The following is a 13,858-nucleotide window of genomic DNA, read 5'->3' as shown; positions in this document are numbered from 1 at the left end:
AGGGTGGCGGGCGATGAATCCGAAAATCCTGCTTGGACTCGCACTCGGCGTCGGCTCCTCGGTGATCTGGGGCGGGCATGCCGTGGTGGCGCGCCCGGCGCTGGCGGGGCAGGGATTCCACCCGCTCGACCTCGCGGCCTTCCGCTACGCGCCGGCCGCACTCCTGCTCGCACCGCTCGCCTGGCAGGCGCGCGGGGCGCTGGTGCGCATCGGCTGGCGGCGCATCCTGCTGCTGGCCTTGTTCGGCGGCGTGCCCAACCTGATGCTGTTCCTTACCGCGCTGGTCTACGCCCCGGCGGCGCATGGCGGCACCATCGCGCCCATGACGGTGCCGATCGCAGGTGCGCTGTTCGCCATTCCGCTGCTGCGCGAATGGCCGAGCCGCGGGCGCGGCGCCGCGCTCGGCGTGATGGCGGCGGGCGTGCTGATGATCGGATGGGACGGCGTGGCGGGCGCGCACCCGGGCGCCTGGCGGGGCGACCTGCTGCTGCTGGCGGCGGGTGCGACCTGGGCGGTCTTTACCCTGCTGCTGCGGCGCTGGCAGGTGCCGGCGATTCCCGCCACGGCGGCCGTCACGCTGGTCTCGGCTGCGGTGGTCCTGCCGATCTGGCTGCCCTGGCGCGCGGCGGCGGTCGTCGCGCTGCCGCCGGCCTCCATCCTGCTCCACCTCGCGACGCAGGGGCTCGTGCTGGGCGCGCTCGCGATGTTCCTCTACGCGCGGGCGGTGGAGTTGCTTGGCGCGACGCGCGCGGCCACCCTGTCGATCATGGTGCCCGTGACCGCCCTGCTGCTCGCCGCGCTGCTGCTGCACGAGCCGATCTCGCTGCTGCAGGGGCTGGGCGCCTCGCTTGCCGTGGGCGGCATGCTCGCGGCCGTGCTGTTCACCGGAAGGAAGGCGGCATGAGCGCGCCGATGCCCCCGAGCCTCTGGGCCGCGACCGCCCCGCCACCGCCCGCTACGACACCTTTGCTCGGCGATGCCCGTACCTCCGTCGCCGTCGTCGGCGGCGGCTTCACCGGCCTGTCCACCGCGCTGCACTTGGCCGAGGCCGGCGTGCCGGTCACGCTGCTCGAGGCCAACGAGATCGGCTGGGGTGCCTCGGGGCGCAACAACGGCCAGGTGATCCCGACATTGTCGCGCGTCGATCCGGACGAGATCGCCGCCTCCGTCGCCCCCGAACAGGGCGGCCGCGACAAGGGCGAGGCATTCGTCGGCCTGATCCGCGACAGCGCCGCCTTCACCTTTGACCTCATCCGCCGGCACGGCATCGCGGCCGAGGCGGTGCAGAACGGCTGGATCCAGCCGGCGCACCGCGAATCCCGCCTGCGCCTGTCTGAGAAGCGCGCCGAGGCCTGGGGCCGCCGCGGCGCGCCGGTGCGGATGTATTCGCGCGCCGAGATGGCCTCGCTGACCGGCACCGACCACTGGTTCGGCGGCTGGGGCAATGCGACGGGTGGGCGGATCAACCCGCTCGGCCTCGCGCGCGGGTTGGCCAGGGCGGCGATCGGCGCCGGCGCCGTCGTGCATACCGGCAGCCCCGTGACGGGCATCGCGCGCAGCGCCGCCGGATGGGTGGTGACGACCCCGCGCGGCACCGTCACGGCCGAGCGCGTGGTGATCGCCACCCACGCCTATACCGGCGACTTCTGGCCTGCGCTGAAGCGCACCATCGTGCCGGTGCGCTCCTACCAGATGGCCACCTCGGTGCTCTCGGACAACATCCGCAAGACCATCCTGCCCGAGGGCCATGCGCTGTCCGACACGCGCGGCGACCTGTACTTCTACCGCTTCGACGCGAATGGCCGCCTGGTCACCGGCGGCGGGCTGATCGTGCCCTTCGGCTGGGAGGGGCGGATCCGCGCGCGGATCACCGAGCGCGTGCGCAGTGTGTTTCCACAGATCGGCGAGGTGCGCTTCGACTACATCTGGCACGGCTATGTCGCCGGCACGGCGGACAAGCTGCCGCATGTCTACGAACTGGCCCCCGGCGTGCTGTCCTGGACCGGCTGCAACGGGCGCGGTGTCGCACTCGCGACCATCCTCGGGCGCGAATTGGCGAAGGCGAGCAGCGGCACCGCACTGCGCGACATCGCCGCGCCGGTCGAGACGCACCTGCGCACGATTCCCGGCCACGCCTTCCGCGCGCTCGGCATCGCCTGGAACGTCGCCAAGCTGCGGCGCGCGGATGCGCGTGACTGAAGCGGCGCTCGCCACCTCCATCCCGCCGGTGATGCGCCGACCCGGTCCGAGCGGGATCGAGGCCGGGCCGGCCTGGCGCGCCGCCTGCGCAGCCTCCTGGCCCACCCCAGGCTGGCGCGTGATGACGGTGAACCCGGAGGCCGAGCGCGGCCGCCTCGGCGACCTCCCGGCGCAGCTCGAGATCCTGGTGGCGCGGCCCGGCGTGGCGGAAACCTTCGGGCGCCCCGGCGCATGGATCGCCGATGCGCTGGCCTGCGCGGTGGCCACCGGTGCCCCCGTGGTCGGGCTGGTGAACGCGGATATCCTGCTCGAGCTCGATGCGGCGCAGCGCGCGGCGCTGGTCGAGCGCGCCCGGTGCGCCTTGGTCGCCTGCAACCGCACCGATGTGCTGCATCGCCACCAGGGCGAGGGCACCGCCTACCGCTACGGCTACGACCTGGTGCTGATGCCGCGCGCGATGGCCGCGCGGCTCGACCTCTCGGGCTTCGCCTTCGGCGTGCCCTGGTGGGACTACTGGATCGTGCTGGACGCCATGCTGCAGGACCTGCCGGTGATGGCGGTGCAATGCGAGGGCATCCGCCACCTGACCCATGCACAGGCCTGGGACAGGCCAGGCTGGCGCCATGCCCTGGGCGTGCTGATGCGCCACCTGGCGCCACGCCGTGCGGCGCTATCGCGCCTCGCTCCCGGGCCGGTGGCGGAGGCCATGGCCGACCTGCTGCTGGCCGTCGCGCCGGAAGGCGAGTCCGGCTACCCGATCGACGACCTCATGGTCATCTCCGGCACGCGCTTCGGCATCGAGGTGGTGCGCATGGCCGAGCGCAACGCCTGGCGCCTGGAGAAGCCCTGATGGATGCCGGACCCTGGCGGCGCCAGTACGTGCACGACCTGCTCTTCGCCGTCGACGGCAGCGGCTGGCACGAGCCGGAAATGAAGGAATCGATCGGCTATCGCTGGAGCGGCCCGGGCCGCTTCTCGGTGCTGCGCATGGCCGCACCCGCCGGCGCCGGGCGGGGCGAGGCACGGCTGCTGGTGCTGCAGGGCGAGGTCGTACCCGAGGTCGCGGTCTTCCTCAATGGTCACCGGCTTGCGGTCACGTCGCGCCGGCAGGGCATGCTCGGCATCCTCGACTTCGCCTGGGATGCGACCGCCATGGCGGCCGAGCCGCGCGCCGAATTCTGGTTCCATGCCGAGCGCCTGGCGCAGCTGCCGGTGCCGGGCGGGCGCATGCGCGCGGTGGGGTTCCGGCTGTCCACGCTTACGTTGACCGGGGCCGCCGGCGGTCCGGCGCCGGCAGCCGAGGCGCTGGCGCTGATCGTCGGCCGCCGCTTCCTGTTCGAGCGCCTGCCCGTCACCACCGGCCGGCCGCGCTTCGCCTTTCGCAGCTAGGGCGAGGCGCGGGTGCTGGATATTCGGCTCGAGGCGGCGCGGCTCGGTCCGACGGCGCAGCCGCATCTGGTGCTGGCCGTGCAGGCCGCCGGGGGCGGCCTGGACCTGGCCCTGGGCGCGCCGGGGGTCATGCCGGTCGTGGTCCGTGTCGCGTCCGAGGGGCCGATGCCGCTGCCGGGCGCACCCGAGGCGCCGGTCGCCATGTTGCGCGTGTACTGTTCGTGCCCGGGCGTGTCGGCAACGATGAAGGAGCGCCGCGGCGTGGCGAAGAAGCGGTAGGCGACGTCGATGGTGATGCCCTGCTGGCGCTCCGCCTCCAGCCCGTCGACCAGCAGCGCGAGGTCCACGTCCTCGCCGGTCGTGCCGTGCTTGCGGCTGTCACGCGTGATCGCGGCGAGGGTGTCCTCGAAGATCAGCTGGCTGTCGAAGAGCAGGCGGCCGATCAGCGTGGACTTGCCGTCATCGACGGAACCGCAGGTGAGGAAGCGGAGCAGTTCCCGGCTTTCCGGGGCGCGGTGAAGCGTCATCTCAGAAATAGCCCTCGCGCTTCTTCTTCTCCATCGAGGCTTCCTCGTCGGAATCGATCAGCCGGCCCTGGCGCTCGCTGGTCTTGGCCGCGCGCATCTCGGCGATGATGTCGGGCAGGGTCGCGGCCTCGCTCTCGACCGCGCCCGAGAGCGGGTAGCAGCCGAGCGTGCGGAAGCGGACCATGCGCATCCGCGGCGTCTCGCCGGGCTCGAGCGGCAGGCGGTCGTCATCGACCATGATCCAGGTGCCCGCGCGCTTCACCACCGGTCGCGGCTTCGCGAGGTATAGCGGCACCACCGGGATGTCCTCGATCAGGATGTAGTCCCACACGTCGTATTCGGTCCAATTGGACAGCGGGAAGACGCGGATGCTCTCCCCGTCGCGGATGCGCGTGTTGAACAGGTTCCACAATTCCGGACGCTGCGCGCGCGGGTCCCAGGAATGGCCAGGGCCGCGAAAGGAGAAGACGCGTTCCTTGGCGCGGGACTTCTCCTCGTCGCGCCGCGCGCCGCCGAAGGCCGCGTCGAAGCCGTGCATGTCGAGCGCCTGTTTCAGCGCCTCGGTCTTCATAACCTGCGTGTGCAGCGCGGAGCCCGACGCGATCGGGTTGATGCCGCGCGCCAGCCCGTCCTGGTTGGTGTGCACGAGAAGTTCCATGCCCACCTGCCTCGCGATGGCGTCGCGGAAGCTGATCATCTCCCGGAATTTCCAGGTCGTGTCGATGTGCATCAGCGGGAAGGGCGGCTTGCCCGGCGCGAAGGCCTTCAGCGCCAGGTGCAGCATCACGCCGGAATCCTTGCCGATGCTGTAGAGCATCACGGGCTTGCGGAAGGACGCCGCGACCTCGCGGATGATGCCGATCGATTCTGCCTCGAGCCGCGCGAGATGCGGCGTCAAAGCTGCCTTGCGTGTGGTGATGGTCACGGACCCCTCGGGCTCGATATGCGCGTCGGACAAGGGCTTGGCGCCAGGGCGCTGCATTGGGCGGGTCTTCCCATGGCGCCCTCCCCCGCGCAAGTTCCGCGCAGGGACCGGGCTGGAGCCGCGCTGATGATGACAGACACGCCACTGCGCAGCCGCCTGGCTGAATGCTTCGCCGTGATCGCGCAGGAGGCAGGCGCGCGCATCATGGCCTTCTACGGCGCCGCCCAGGTTCAGGCGAAGGACGACGGCAGCCCGCTGACCCAGGCGGATCTCGCGGCGCACGACGTCATCCTCGCGGGCCTCGCCGCGGCCTGCCCAGAGTTGCCCGTCGTCTCCGAGGAGGATGCCGCACGCGCCGGGCGCGCGCCCGAAGGCCCCTTCATCCTGGTCGATCCGCTGGATGGCACGCGGGAGTTCATATCCGGCAATGGCGAATTCACCGTGAACATCGCGCTGGTCGATGGCGGCGTGCCCGTGGCCGGGGTCGTCCACGCGCCGGCGCTCGGGCGGCTCTGGATCGGGGCGCTGGGCGCAGGTGCCGAGGCAACCGGGCCGGATGGCGCGGCGCGGCGCCCGATCGCCGTGCGCGCGCCTGCCGCCGCCGGCCTGGTTGCGGTGGCCAGCCGGTCGCACCGTGATGCGCAGACCGAGGCCTTCCTCGCCGGGCTGCCGATATCCGGGCTGCGTTCGGTCGGTTCCTCGCTGAAGTTCTGCCTGGTCGCGGAAGGCGAGGCCGATGTCTATCCCCGCTTCGGCCCGACCATGGAGTGGGACACGGCCGCCGGGCAGGCGGTGCTCGAGGCCGCCGGCGGGCGCGTGGTCTGCCCGGACGGTGCGCCCTTCCGCTATGGCAAGGCGGGGGCTGACTGGCGCAATGGCGGCTTCATTGCCTGGGGCAGCGAGGCCTGAGGGAGCGCTTGGGACGGCCGATGCCGGCCGTTCCCCCACCCGGGCGTCCAACGACAGCATCATGATCGGGTGGCCGAGCGGCCCGATGCCGGGCTGCAACAGGCACCATCCGGCGGATGCCAACGCCGCTGCCGGGGCGCCGTCAGGCGCGCGGCGCCACCGCGGCCCAGCTTGTCGTCACATGCGCGGCGGTCTCGCTGCTGCCCTCCCCGCGCATCAGCACCTCGCCCACGATGATGCGCCCGCGCTTGAGCACCCGCGCCTCGGCGATCACCGGGCCCGGCGGCAGCCGGCGCAGGAAGTGGATGGTGAGGCTGGTGGTCAGGCTCTCGTCGCGCCCGCCCGTGAGACCAAGCAGCGCCGCCCACATCGCCACGTCCGCCAGGCCCATCAACGCCGGGCCGGACACCGTTCCACCCGGACGCAGCAGCGCCTCCTGCCAGGGCAGACGGCAGGTGGCGGTGCCGCCGCGCGCCTGCAGCACCTCGACCCCCCAGGCCGCGGCGAGCGGTACGCCGCGGTGGACAACCGCCTGTATGGCGGCGGGGGCAAGGTCGTCGTCGGTCATCGGCAGGGTCCGGGTCCGTTGCGCGGCAGGCTGCCCGAAGCGGCGTGGCGGCGCCATGCATCGTGATGCGGACCGGGCGACGGCGCCGCAGGCCCCGACGGCCCGCGACCCGTTGCCGCGGCCTGCGCGATGCGCGAACAAGGCGTCATGGATCAGGGGGGCAGGGTCATGACATTCTTGGCGGGGCAGGTTGCGATCGTCACCGGCGGCAGCCGCGGCATCGGGGGCGCGATCGTGCGCGCCTTCGCCCGCGCGGGTGCCGATGTCGCCTTCTGCCACCTCGATGACGCCGAAGGCGCCGCGGAGACGACAGCCGCCCTCGCCGCGCTCGGCCGGCGCAGCCACGCGGAATCCTTCGATGTCGCCGACAGCGACCGGCTCCGCGCCTTCATCGCCGCCGCCGAATCGTCGCTCGGCCCCGCCGACATCCTGGTGGCGAATGCCGGCATGAATCTGCGCGGCCCGCTCGAGACACTGCCGGAGGCGACCTTCCGCCGCATCCTCGACGTCCACTTCATGCACACCGTCGTCGCCGCGCAGGCGGTCTATCCGGGCATGGTGGCGCGCGGGCGCGGGCGGATCATCACGCTCTCCTCGCAGCTGGCCTTCAAGGGCGCGGCGAACCTCACGCCCTACACCGCGGCCAAGGGCGCCATACTGTCCTTCACCCGGTCCTTTGCGCTGGAGGCCGCGCCGCGCGGCGTGCGGGTGAACAGCATCGCGCCGGGACCGGTCGACACCGCGCTGACGCAGTCGCGCGGCGCCGAATGGCGCGCAGCGATCGAGGCGGCGCTGCCCGCCGGCCGCCTCGGCCGCCCGGAGGAGATCGCCGAGACCGCCCTGCTGCTGGCCGGCCCCGGCGGTGACTTCTACGTGGGCGCCTGCCTCTCGCCCAATGGCGGGGACGTGATGCATTGAGCAGCGTGACCATCCGCAGCATGCGACGCGAGGAGCTCGACCTCGCGCTCGACTGGGCGGCGGCGGAGGGCTGGAACCCTGGCCTGGCCGATGCCGACTGCTTCCTGGCAGCAGATCCCTCGGGCTTCCTGCTGGCCGAGGTCGCGGGCGAGCCGGTCGGCTGCGTCTCCGCCGTGCGCTACGGCGCCGGCTTCGGCTTCCTCGGCTTCTACATCGTGCGGCCGGGCCATCGCGGGCGCGGCCATGGCCTCGCCTTGTGGCGGGCGGCGATGGCGCGCCTCGCCCCGGGCACGGTCGGGCTGGACGGCGTGGTGGCGCAGCAGGCGAACTACCGGCGCTCGGGCTTCGCGCTGCTGCACCGGAACATCCGCTATGGCGCGGCGCGACCGGTCGCCCCGGCGGTCCCGCAGGCACCGCGGATTTGCCCGGCCGGGGAGGTGCCCTTCGAGACCCTCGCCGCTTTCGACCGCCGCTTCTTCCCGGCCGCGCGCGGGTCCTTCCTGCGCACCTGGATCGCCGCCCCGGGCCATGTCGCGCGCGTCGCGACGGCGCCGGGCGGCCTGCTGGGCTTCGCGGCGCTGCGCCCCTGCCGCGAGGGATCGAAGATCGGCCCGCTCTTCGCGCAGGACGGCGCGACGGCGCGCGCGCTCTTCGCGGCGCTGCTGGCCGAGGCGCCGCCCGGCCCGGTGTTTATCGACCTGCCTGAGCCGAACGCGGACGCCATTGCCCTCGCGCGCGAAGCCGGCATGGCGCCGGCCTTCGAGACCGCGCGCATGTATGCCGGCCCGGCGCCCGCCCTGCCGATCGACGGGACCTACGGCATCACGAGTTTCGAGCTCGGCTGACAGGTGCCGCGCCTTCGCGATTGACCGGCCGGACCGGCAGGGTCTAGCGCTGGATCCTCCCCGATCGGAACGGAGCGGAACGAATGACGCAGCGCCACGGCACGCCTGGCCGAATCGGCCCGCAGCTGGCGACGCCCATGCTGCCGGTCATGGTGCTCGCGGCGACGCTCGCGGCCGGTGGGGCGCTCGCGCAGCGCGCCAACATCGCGCCTGAAATCGGGCGTGGCCTGCCGGCGCTGCTGCAGCCCGTCCAGGGCTGGGGGTTGCCGGGGGGCACGCCGCTGCCGCTCGACCTCGCCGCGGCCGCCGCGGCCCCGGCGCTCGCGGTCGGCGGCACGGTCAAGATCGACCTCGGACGCGGCCAATCCGCCTTCTTTCGCCTCCCTGAGGGCCTCGATCTCGAGGCTGTGACCCGTAGCCTGGGTCGCGGGACCGACACCGTGATGGCGTTGCTGGACCGGCAGGGCAGGCTGCTGGCGGAGGATGACGATGGCGGCGAGGAAAGCCTCGCCTCCCGCATCGAGGTCGCCGCCGACCAGGGCGGCCCGCTCTTTCTGCGCGTCGGCGTGTTGGAGCAGGCGGGCGGGCAGTTCGAACTGGTGCTGCGCCAGGCGCCGCCCGCCGACCCCACCGGCGCCCCCCGCAGCCTGACCGAGGCCGCTGGCCAGCACGCCCTGACCGTCGGACAGGTCGTGCCGATCCGCCTGCGCGGTCGGGACGAGGCCTATTTCCGCCTGCCCCCCGGCGGGCAGGACCTGGTGGTGCTGACGCGGCGGCTCACGACCGGCACCGACACCACGCTCGCGCTGCTCGACGCGAATGGCCGCGAGATCTCCGAGGATGACGATGGCGGCGACGAGCAGCTCGCCTCGCGCATCGAAGTGCCGGCCGGGCAGCGCCGGCCGCTCTATGTGCGCGCGCGCGTGCTCGGCACCGGGGGCGCCTTCGAACTGGTGGTGACGCCCGACACCGCGCCACCCGCGCCGCCCTTCCCGGCCAGCCTGCGGGAGGCTGCGGCCGCCCCGGCGCTGACGATCGGCGGGACGGTGCCGCTGCGCCTGCGCCGCGGGCAGAGCGCTGTCTTTCGCCTGCCGGAGGGCGACATCGCGGTGCTGACGCGCGCGCTGCGGCGCGGGACCGACACTGTGCTGGCGCTGCTCGATGCCGATGGCAACGTGCTGGCCGAGGATGATGACGGCGGCGGCGGCCTGGCGTCGCGGCTGGAAGTCGCGGGTGCGGAGCCGCGGCCGCTCTTCGTGCGCGCGAGCCTGCTCGGCGATGGCGCGGGCGAATTCGAACTGGTGGTCGAGGCCGACACCCACGGACCTGCCGATTTCCCGACCTCGCTCGCGGCCGCGGCCGCGGCGCCGCCGATCGAGCCGGGCAGGAGCGTGCCGATCCGTCTGCGCCGCGGGCAATCCGCCTTCTTCCGGCTGCCGCCTGGTGCGCTGGTGGTGCAGACGCAGGCGCTGCGCGATGGCACCGACACGATCCTCGAGATCCTCGACGAATCCGGGCAGGTGCTGGCCGAGGATGACGACGGCGGCGGCGGGCTGACCTCCCGCCTCACCGTCGATGCGGCGCGCAAGGGGGAGGTCTTCGTGCGCGCCGGCGTCCTTGGGACCGGGCCGGGGAGCTTCGAGATCGTGGTGGCGCCGGCCCGCCGGCGATAGGGGGGGCGCGCGCCGCGCGAGCCGCGCATCAGCGGCCCCGTCGTCGAGCGATGCGAGGGGACGTAGCTGCGGCCCGCCCGCCGATCTCCGGGATGTCAGGTGCCGCCGGGTGTTTGCACCGTGCGCTGCAGCCGTGCGGTGTCGAAGCCTTCGCGCCGCGCGATCTCGACCGCCGCGTCGAGATCCGCCGCCGTCATCCGTGGCGTGCGCGACAGGACCCAGAGGTAGTCGCGCCCCGGCGCGCCCACCACGGCCCATCGATAGTCGGGGTCGAGCCCGATCACCCAGTAGTCGCCGTAGAAGGGCCAGAAGAAGCTGACCCGCAGCCGGTCATTGCCCGGCGAGGCACTGCGCGCCACGCCTTCCGCCACGCGCTCCGCGCCGCCGTCCAGCGCGTTGCGGCAGCGGTTCACCACGCTGATCCTGCCGTCGGGCCGGGGCGCGTAGGTCGCGCTGACATCCTCGCAGCGCACCCTTGCGCTGTCCTGGAAGGAGGTCGGGAAGCGCGCCACCTCGAACCAGGTGCCGGCGTAGCGCGCGAGGTCCACGGTGCCGACCGTGCGTGGCGCGCCCGGCCCCGGTTCGGTGACACAGGCCGCGGTCAGCAGCGCGAGGGTGATCAGGGCACGACGCATCTCATTCTCCCGGTATGGTGCCGGGCGGCAGCGACAGGACATGGTCCAGCACGCCGCCCGCGGTGGTGATCCAGACGACGCCGCGCTTCGCCGCGACATGCGCGAGCGCGCGCCGCAGGTGCCGAAGCCTGTAGGGCTGCCCGACCAGGTAGGGATGCAGCGCGATGCCCATCACTTGCGGCAGCCCGTCGCGGACCTGCAGCAGGCGTTCCTCGAAGTCGTCCACGACCATGTCGGCGAACTGCTCGGCGCCGTCCTTGCGGCCGACGATGGAGGGAATGTCGTTCACCTCCTGCGGATAGGGGATGGCGAGCAGCCGACCGGCGCGCGTGCGCATCCAGATCGGCGCGTCGTCGGCGCACCAGTTCAGCGTGTAGGCGTAGCCGGCCTCGGCCAGCAGGTCGGGCGTGGCGCGGCTCTCGGCGATCCAGGGCGAGAGCCAGCCGCGCGGCGATGCGCCCTCGTGGCGCGCGATCGCGGCCGTGCTCTCGGCGATCAGGGCGCGCTCCTCGGCTTCGGGCAGCACCGACTGGCGCTCGGAGTTGGTGCGGCCATGGCCGGCGATCTCGTCGCCGCGGGCACGATGCGCGGCCACCAGGGCGGGCGCGTAGTCGTACATCGCGCTGTTCAGCAGCACGGTGGCCGGCAGCGCGACCTCCTCCAGCAGCGCGAGCAGCCGCCATGCGCCGACCCGGTTGCCGTAGTCGCGCCAGGCGAAATTCAGCACGTCGGGCTGCGGCCCGCCTGGCGCGAGCTCCGCTCCTAGCCCCTCGCCGAAGGCGAAATGCTCGAGGTTGACGCCCAGATACACTGCAAGCCGCGCCTCGCTGGGCCAGGCATAGGCCCGGCGCGTCGGCCAGGCATGGTAGTCGTAGCGCCCGTGGGTCGGCAGCATCGCGGTCCTCCTGTCCACCCCCTGATGGGGCCGGTCCGTCAGGGCCGCAAGACACCCCCCGTGGCGGTCGCCGGCGCGATGGCCTAATCTGCGCGGATGGCTTCCCTTCCGGCGGGCGCGGAGGTCGGTGCTGCCGCGCTGCTGAAGCGGGAGGCACGGTCTGAACGCGCCCGGCTCCTTTCCCCCATCCTGCTCGGCCTCGGCATCGCGGCCTGCGGTGTGGCGCAGGCGCTGCTGATCGCGCGGCTGCTGGCGACGCTGCTCGGCCGCGCGGAGGCCGGCCTCGGCGAACTCGCTGCCGCCGCCGCGCTGGCCCTGCTGATGGCGGCTCTGGCCATGGCGCAGGAACGCGCGCAGATCGCGGTGGGCGAGGACGCCAAGGCCCGGCTGCGCGCCGCCGCCTTCGCCCGCCTGCTCGCCGCCGGGCCGCAGGACGAACGCGCGGTCGGCGAGAAATCCGCCCTGGTGGTCGAACGGATCGAGGCGCTGGAGGGCTACTTCGCCCGCTGGCTCCCTGCTGCGGCGCTGGCCCTCCTGGCGCCGCTGCTGGTGGCCGGGGCCGCCGCCCTGGCCGATCCGGTGAGCGGGCTGATCCTGCTGGGCGCCGGCGTGCTGGTGCCGGTCGCGCAGGCCATCAGCGGCATCGGCGCCGGCGTGGCGAGCCGGCGGCAATTCGCGGCCCTGCAGCGGCTCTCGGGACGCTTCCTCGACCGCATGCGCGGGCTGCCGGTGCTGGTGCTGCTGAACCAGCAGCAGGCCGAGGCGTCGCGGCTCGGCGCCGCGGCCGAGGAATTGCGCATGCGCACCATGCGCGTGCTGCGCGTCGCCTTCGTCTCGACCGGGGCGATGGAGCTGATCGTGGGCATCGCGCTGGCCTCCCTGGCCTATCGCCACGGGCCCCTGGTGGCCGGGACGCACCCGGCACCGGTCACCGCGCTGTTCACATTGCTGCTGGTCCCGGTCTTCTTCGCCCCGCTGCGCGCCTTTGCAGGCGCCTATCACGAGCAGCTCGCCGCCCGCGGCGCGGCGGCGGACCTTGCCCCGCTGCTGGATGCGCCGGAGCCCGAGGGTCTGCTGCTCGAGGAAGTGCCGCCCAAGGTGACGGTCACCTTCCAGGACGTGCACCTGTCCTACGACCCGTCGCGGCCGCCGGCCCTTGATGGCGTGTCGTTCCGCGTGCTGCCCGGGGAGACGCTGCTGCTCACCGGCGAATCGGGGTCGGGCAAGACCAGCATCCTGCGCATCCTGATGGGTTTCCGCCGCCCCGATGCCGGGCGCGTGGCGATCAACGGGCACGACATCACGCTGCTGCGCCCGGCCGAACTGCGCCGCCTGTGCTCCTATGTCGGCCAGCGTGCGCACATCTTCCGCGGCACCATCCGCGAGAATATCGCCTTCGCCCGCCCCGAGGCCGACGCCACGGCCATCGACGCCGCGGCGCGCGCCGCCCAGGTGATGGAATTCGCGGCCGACCTGCCGCTGGGCCTTGATACTCCGGTGGGTGAGGGCGGCTTCGGCCTGTCCGGCGGCCAGGCGCAGCGCGTCGCGGTGGCGCGGGCCTTCCTCCGCGACACACCGCTGGTGCTGCTCGACGAACCCACCACGCATCTCGATCCGGGGACGGAGGCGGTGGTGCTGGACGCGCTGCGGCGGCTCTGCGTTGGGCGCACCGCGATCGTGGCCACGCATGCGCGCGCGGCGCGCGGCTATTTCGGCAAGGTGCTGCAGCTTTCGGCCGGGCGCGAGGCGGGCGACCGCATGGCGGGGAATTGATGCTCGGCGACCTGATCCGCGTTCTCGGGCTCTGGCGCGGCCGAGGCTGGTGGCTGCTGGCGGGCGCCCTTGCGGCAGTGCTCTCGACCTTGGGAGGCGTGGCGCTGCTGGTGCTCGCCGGGCGCGTGGTGGCGGGTGCCGTCGCGGGGGGGCAGGCCGGCGGTGTCGCGGTCGCGGGGCTCGGTCTCGCGGCGCTGCTGTGGCTGCGCCCGGTCATGCTGTTCCGCCCTGTCGCGCGCTACCTCGAGCGCCTGGTGACGCACGAGGCGACCTTCCGCGCCCTGGCCGACATGCGAGTGTGGTTCTTCAGCCGACTCGCGGCGCGCCTGCCGCGCGGCATCGGGATGCGACAGGCGGGCGACCTGCTCGGGCGGCTGGTCGCCGACGTCGAATCGCTCGATGGCCTGTATCTGCGGGTGCTGGTGCCGGCGGTCTCCGCGCTGGCCGTGGTGGTCGCGATCGCGGTGGTGGTGGGCGGGGCCGATCCCGTCCTGGCGGCGGTGCTCGCGCTGCCGCTCTGCGCCGCCCTGCTGCTGCCGCTGCTGCTGGCGCCGGCGGCGGCGCGCGCGGGCGAGTCGGTGGCGCGCGCCCAGGGCGGGCTG

General features: G+C 73.4%; 14 protein-coding genes and 1 pseudogene. 10 read left to right on the top strand and 5 right to left on the bottom strand.

Going from position 1 to position 13,858, the window contains the following annotated elements:
* Positions 1–13: 13 nt before the first annotated feature.
* Genes HW578_RS03345 through HW578_RS03330 form a run of 4 tightly spaced genes read left to right on the top strand, consistent with a single transcriptional unit; the run spans position 14 to position 3,588 of the window.
* Complete coding sequence (locus HW578_RS03345) at positions 14–904, top strand: DMT family transporter (protein WP_198369112.1); 891 nt, start codon at positions 14–16, stop codon at positions 902–904.
* Complete coding sequence (locus tag HW578_RS03340) at positions 901–2,199, top strand: NAD(P)/FAD-dependent oxidoreductase (protein WP_198369111.1); 1,299 nt, start codon at positions 901–903, stop codon at positions 2,197–2,199. Before HW578_RS03345 ends, HW578_RS03340 begins: the two co-directional genes overlap by 4 nt.
* Positions 2,192–3,049, top strand: coding sequence for a hypothetical protein (locus HW578_RS03335; protein WP_198369110.1), 858 nt, complete (start codon positions 2,192–2,194; stop codon positions 3,047–3,049). Before HW578_RS03340 ends, HW578_RS03335 begins: the two co-directional genes overlap by 8 nt.
* Positions 3,049–3,588, top strand: coding sequence for a hypothetical protein (locus HW578_RS03330; protein ID WP_198369109.1), 540 nt, complete (start codon positions 3,049–3,051; stop codon positions 3,586–3,588). Before HW578_RS03335 ends, HW578_RS03330 begins: the two co-directional genes overlap by 1 nt.
* On the opposite strand, the gene HW578_RS28620 is transcribed toward HW578_RS03330, so the two are convergent.
* The gene (locus tag HW578_RS28620; protein WP_198369108.1) at positions 3,585–4,115 is read right to left on the bottom strand and encodes a GTP-binding protein; all 531 of its coding nucleotides are present in this window, start codon (positions 4,113–4,115) and stop codon (positions 3,585–3,587) included. The genes HW578_RS03330 and HW578_RS28620 overlap by 4 nt on opposite strands.
* Before the next feature lies 1 nt (position 4,116).
* Entirely contained in the window at positions 4,117–5,097 is a 981-nt protein-coding gene (cysD, locus tag HW578_RS03320; RefSeq protein WP_198369107.1) for a sulfate adenylyltransferase subunit CysD, read from the bottom strand.
* A 69-nt stretch (positions 5,098–5,166) separates the two neighbouring features.
* Between cysD and cysQ the strand changes: the two genes are divergently transcribed.
* Complete coding sequence (cysQ, locus tag HW578_RS03315) at positions 5,167–5,949, top strand: 3'(2'),5'-bisphosphate nucleotidase CysQ (RefSeq protein ID WP_232478577.1); 783 nt, start codon at positions 5,167–5,169, stop codon at positions 5,947–5,949.
* A 142-nt stretch (positions 5,950–6,091) separates the two neighbouring features.
* On the opposite strand, the gene HW578_RS03310 is transcribed toward cysQ, so the two are convergent.
* The gene (locus HW578_RS03310) at positions 6,092–6,517 is read right to left on the bottom strand and encodes a PaaI family thioesterase (RefSeq protein WP_198369106.1); all 426 of its coding nucleotides are present in this window, start codon (positions 6,515–6,517) and stop codon (positions 6,092–6,094) included.
* 168 nt (positions 6,518–6,685) lie between these two features.
* Between HW578_RS03310 and HW578_RS03305 the strand changes: the two genes are divergently transcribed.
* The 3 genes from HW578_RS03305 to HW578_RS03295 all read left to right on the top strand — a co-directional run bounded on the left by HW578_RS03305 (position 6,686) and on the right by HW578_RS03295 (position 9,953).
* Complete coding sequence (locus HW578_RS03305) at positions 6,686–7,435, top strand: SDR family NAD(P)-dependent oxidoreductase (protein ID WP_198369105.1); 750 nt, start codon at positions 6,686–6,688, stop codon at positions 7,433–7,435.
* Between the two features lie 5 nt (positions 7,436–7,440).
* Positions 7,441–8,280, top strand: a complete 840-nt coding sequence (locus HW578_RS03300; RefSeq protein ID WP_369407806.1) for a GNAT family N-acetyltransferase — start codon at positions 7,441–7,443, stop codon at positions 8,278–8,280.
* 83 nt (positions 8,281–8,363) lie between these two features.
* Positions 8,364–9,953 (top strand): hypothetical protein, encoded by a 1,590-nt coding sequence (locus HW578_RS03295; RefSeq protein WP_198369104.1) that lies wholly within the window; start codon positions 8,364–8,366, stop codon positions 9,951–9,953.
* A 95-nt stretch (positions 9,954–10,048) separates the two neighbouring features.
* On the opposite strand, the gene HW578_RS03290 is transcribed toward HW578_RS03295, so the two are convergent.
* Together HW578_RS03290 and HW578_RS03285 are read right to left on the bottom strand one after the other, a co-directional pair.
* Positions 10,049–10,588 carry a lipocalin family protein gene (locus tag HW578_RS03290; protein WP_198369103.1) on the bottom strand — a complete coding sequence of 180 codons (540 nt, stop codon included), beginning with the start codon at positions 10,586–10,588 and terminating at the stop codon, positions 10,049–10,051.
* A 1-nt stretch (position 10,589) separates the two neighbouring features.
* Positions 10,590–11,483 (bottom strand): polysaccharide deacetylase family protein, encoded by an 894-nt coding sequence (locus HW578_RS03285; protein ID WP_198369102.1) that lies wholly within the window; start codon positions 11,481–11,483, stop codon positions 10,590–10,592.
* Between the two features lie 96 nt (positions 11,484–11,579).
* On the opposite strand from HW578_RS03285, the gene cydD reads away from it, so the two are divergent.
* The gene (gene cydD / locus HW578_RS03280) at positions 11,580–13,256 is read left to right on the top strand and encodes a thiol reductant ABC exporter subunit CydD (RefSeq protein WP_198369101.1); all 1,677 of its coding nucleotides are present in this window, start codon (positions 11,580–11,582) and stop codon (positions 13,254–13,256) included.
* Positions 13,256–13,858, top strand: a pseudogene (locus HW578_RS03275) (thiol reductant ABC exporter subunit CydC); the annotation flags it as partial. The gene cydD and the pseudogene HW578_RS03275, both read left to right, overlap by 1 nt.

The sequence above is a fragment of the Roseomonas rosulenta genome (genome assembly GCF_016106005.1).
GTDB lineage: Bacteria > Pseudomonadota > Alphaproteobacteria > Acetobacterales > Acetobacteraceae > Neoroseomonas > Neoroseomonas rosulenta.
Note: the sequence above shows the minus strand (reverse complement) of the source record. Positions and strands in the feature narration are given on the sequence as shown.

Excerpts from the sequence above, each read along its gene's own strand:
- HW578_RS03345 (WP_198369112.1), top strand. The coding sequence starts at position 14 with ATGAATCCGAAAATCCTGCTTGGACTCGCACTCGGCGTCGGCTCCTCG.
- HW578_RS03340 (WP_198369111.1), top strand. The coding sequence starts at position 901 with ATGAGCGCGCCGATGCCCCCGAGCCTCTGGGCCGCGACCGCCCCGCCA.
- HW578_RS03330 (WP_198369109.1), top strand. The coding sequence starts at position 3,049 with ATGGATGCCGGACCCTGGCGGCGCCAGTACGTGCACGACCTGCTCTTC.
- HW578_RS28620 (WP_198369108.1), bottom strand. The coding sequence starts at position 4,115 with ATGACGCTTCACCGCGCCCCGGAAAGCCGGGAACTGCTCCGCTTCCTC.
- cysD (WP_198369107.1), bottom strand. The coding sequence starts at position 5,097 with ATGCAGCGCCCTGGCGCCAAGCCCTTGTCCGACGCGCATATCGAGCCC.
- cysQ (WP_232478577.1), top strand. The coding sequence starts at position 5,167 with ATGATGACAGACACGCCACTGCGCAGCCGCCTGGCTGAATGCTTCGCC.
- HW578_RS03310 (WP_198369106.1), bottom strand. The coding sequence starts at position 6,517 with ATGACCGACGACGACCTTGCCCCCGCCGCCATACAGGCGGTTGTCCAC.
- HW578_RS03305 (WP_198369105.1), top strand. The coding sequence starts at position 6,686 with ATGACATTCTTGGCGGGGCAGGTTGCGATCGTCACCGGCGGCAGCCGC.
- HW578_RS03295 (WP_198369104.1), top strand. The coding sequence starts at position 8,364 with ATGACGCAGCGCCACGGCACGCCTGGCCGAATCGGCCCGCAGCTGGCG.
- HW578_RS03290 (WP_198369103.1), bottom strand. The coding sequence starts at position 10,588 with ATGCGTCGTGCCCTGATCACCCTCGCGCTGCTGACCGCGGCCTGTGTC.
- HW578_RS03285 (WP_198369102.1), bottom strand. The coding sequence starts at position 11,483 with ATGCTGCCGACCCACGGGCGCTACGACTACCATGCCTGGCCGACGCGC.
- cydD (WP_198369101.1), top strand. The coding sequence starts at position 11,580 with ATGGCTTCCCTTCCGGCGGGCGCGGAGGTCGGTGCTGCCGCGCTGCTG.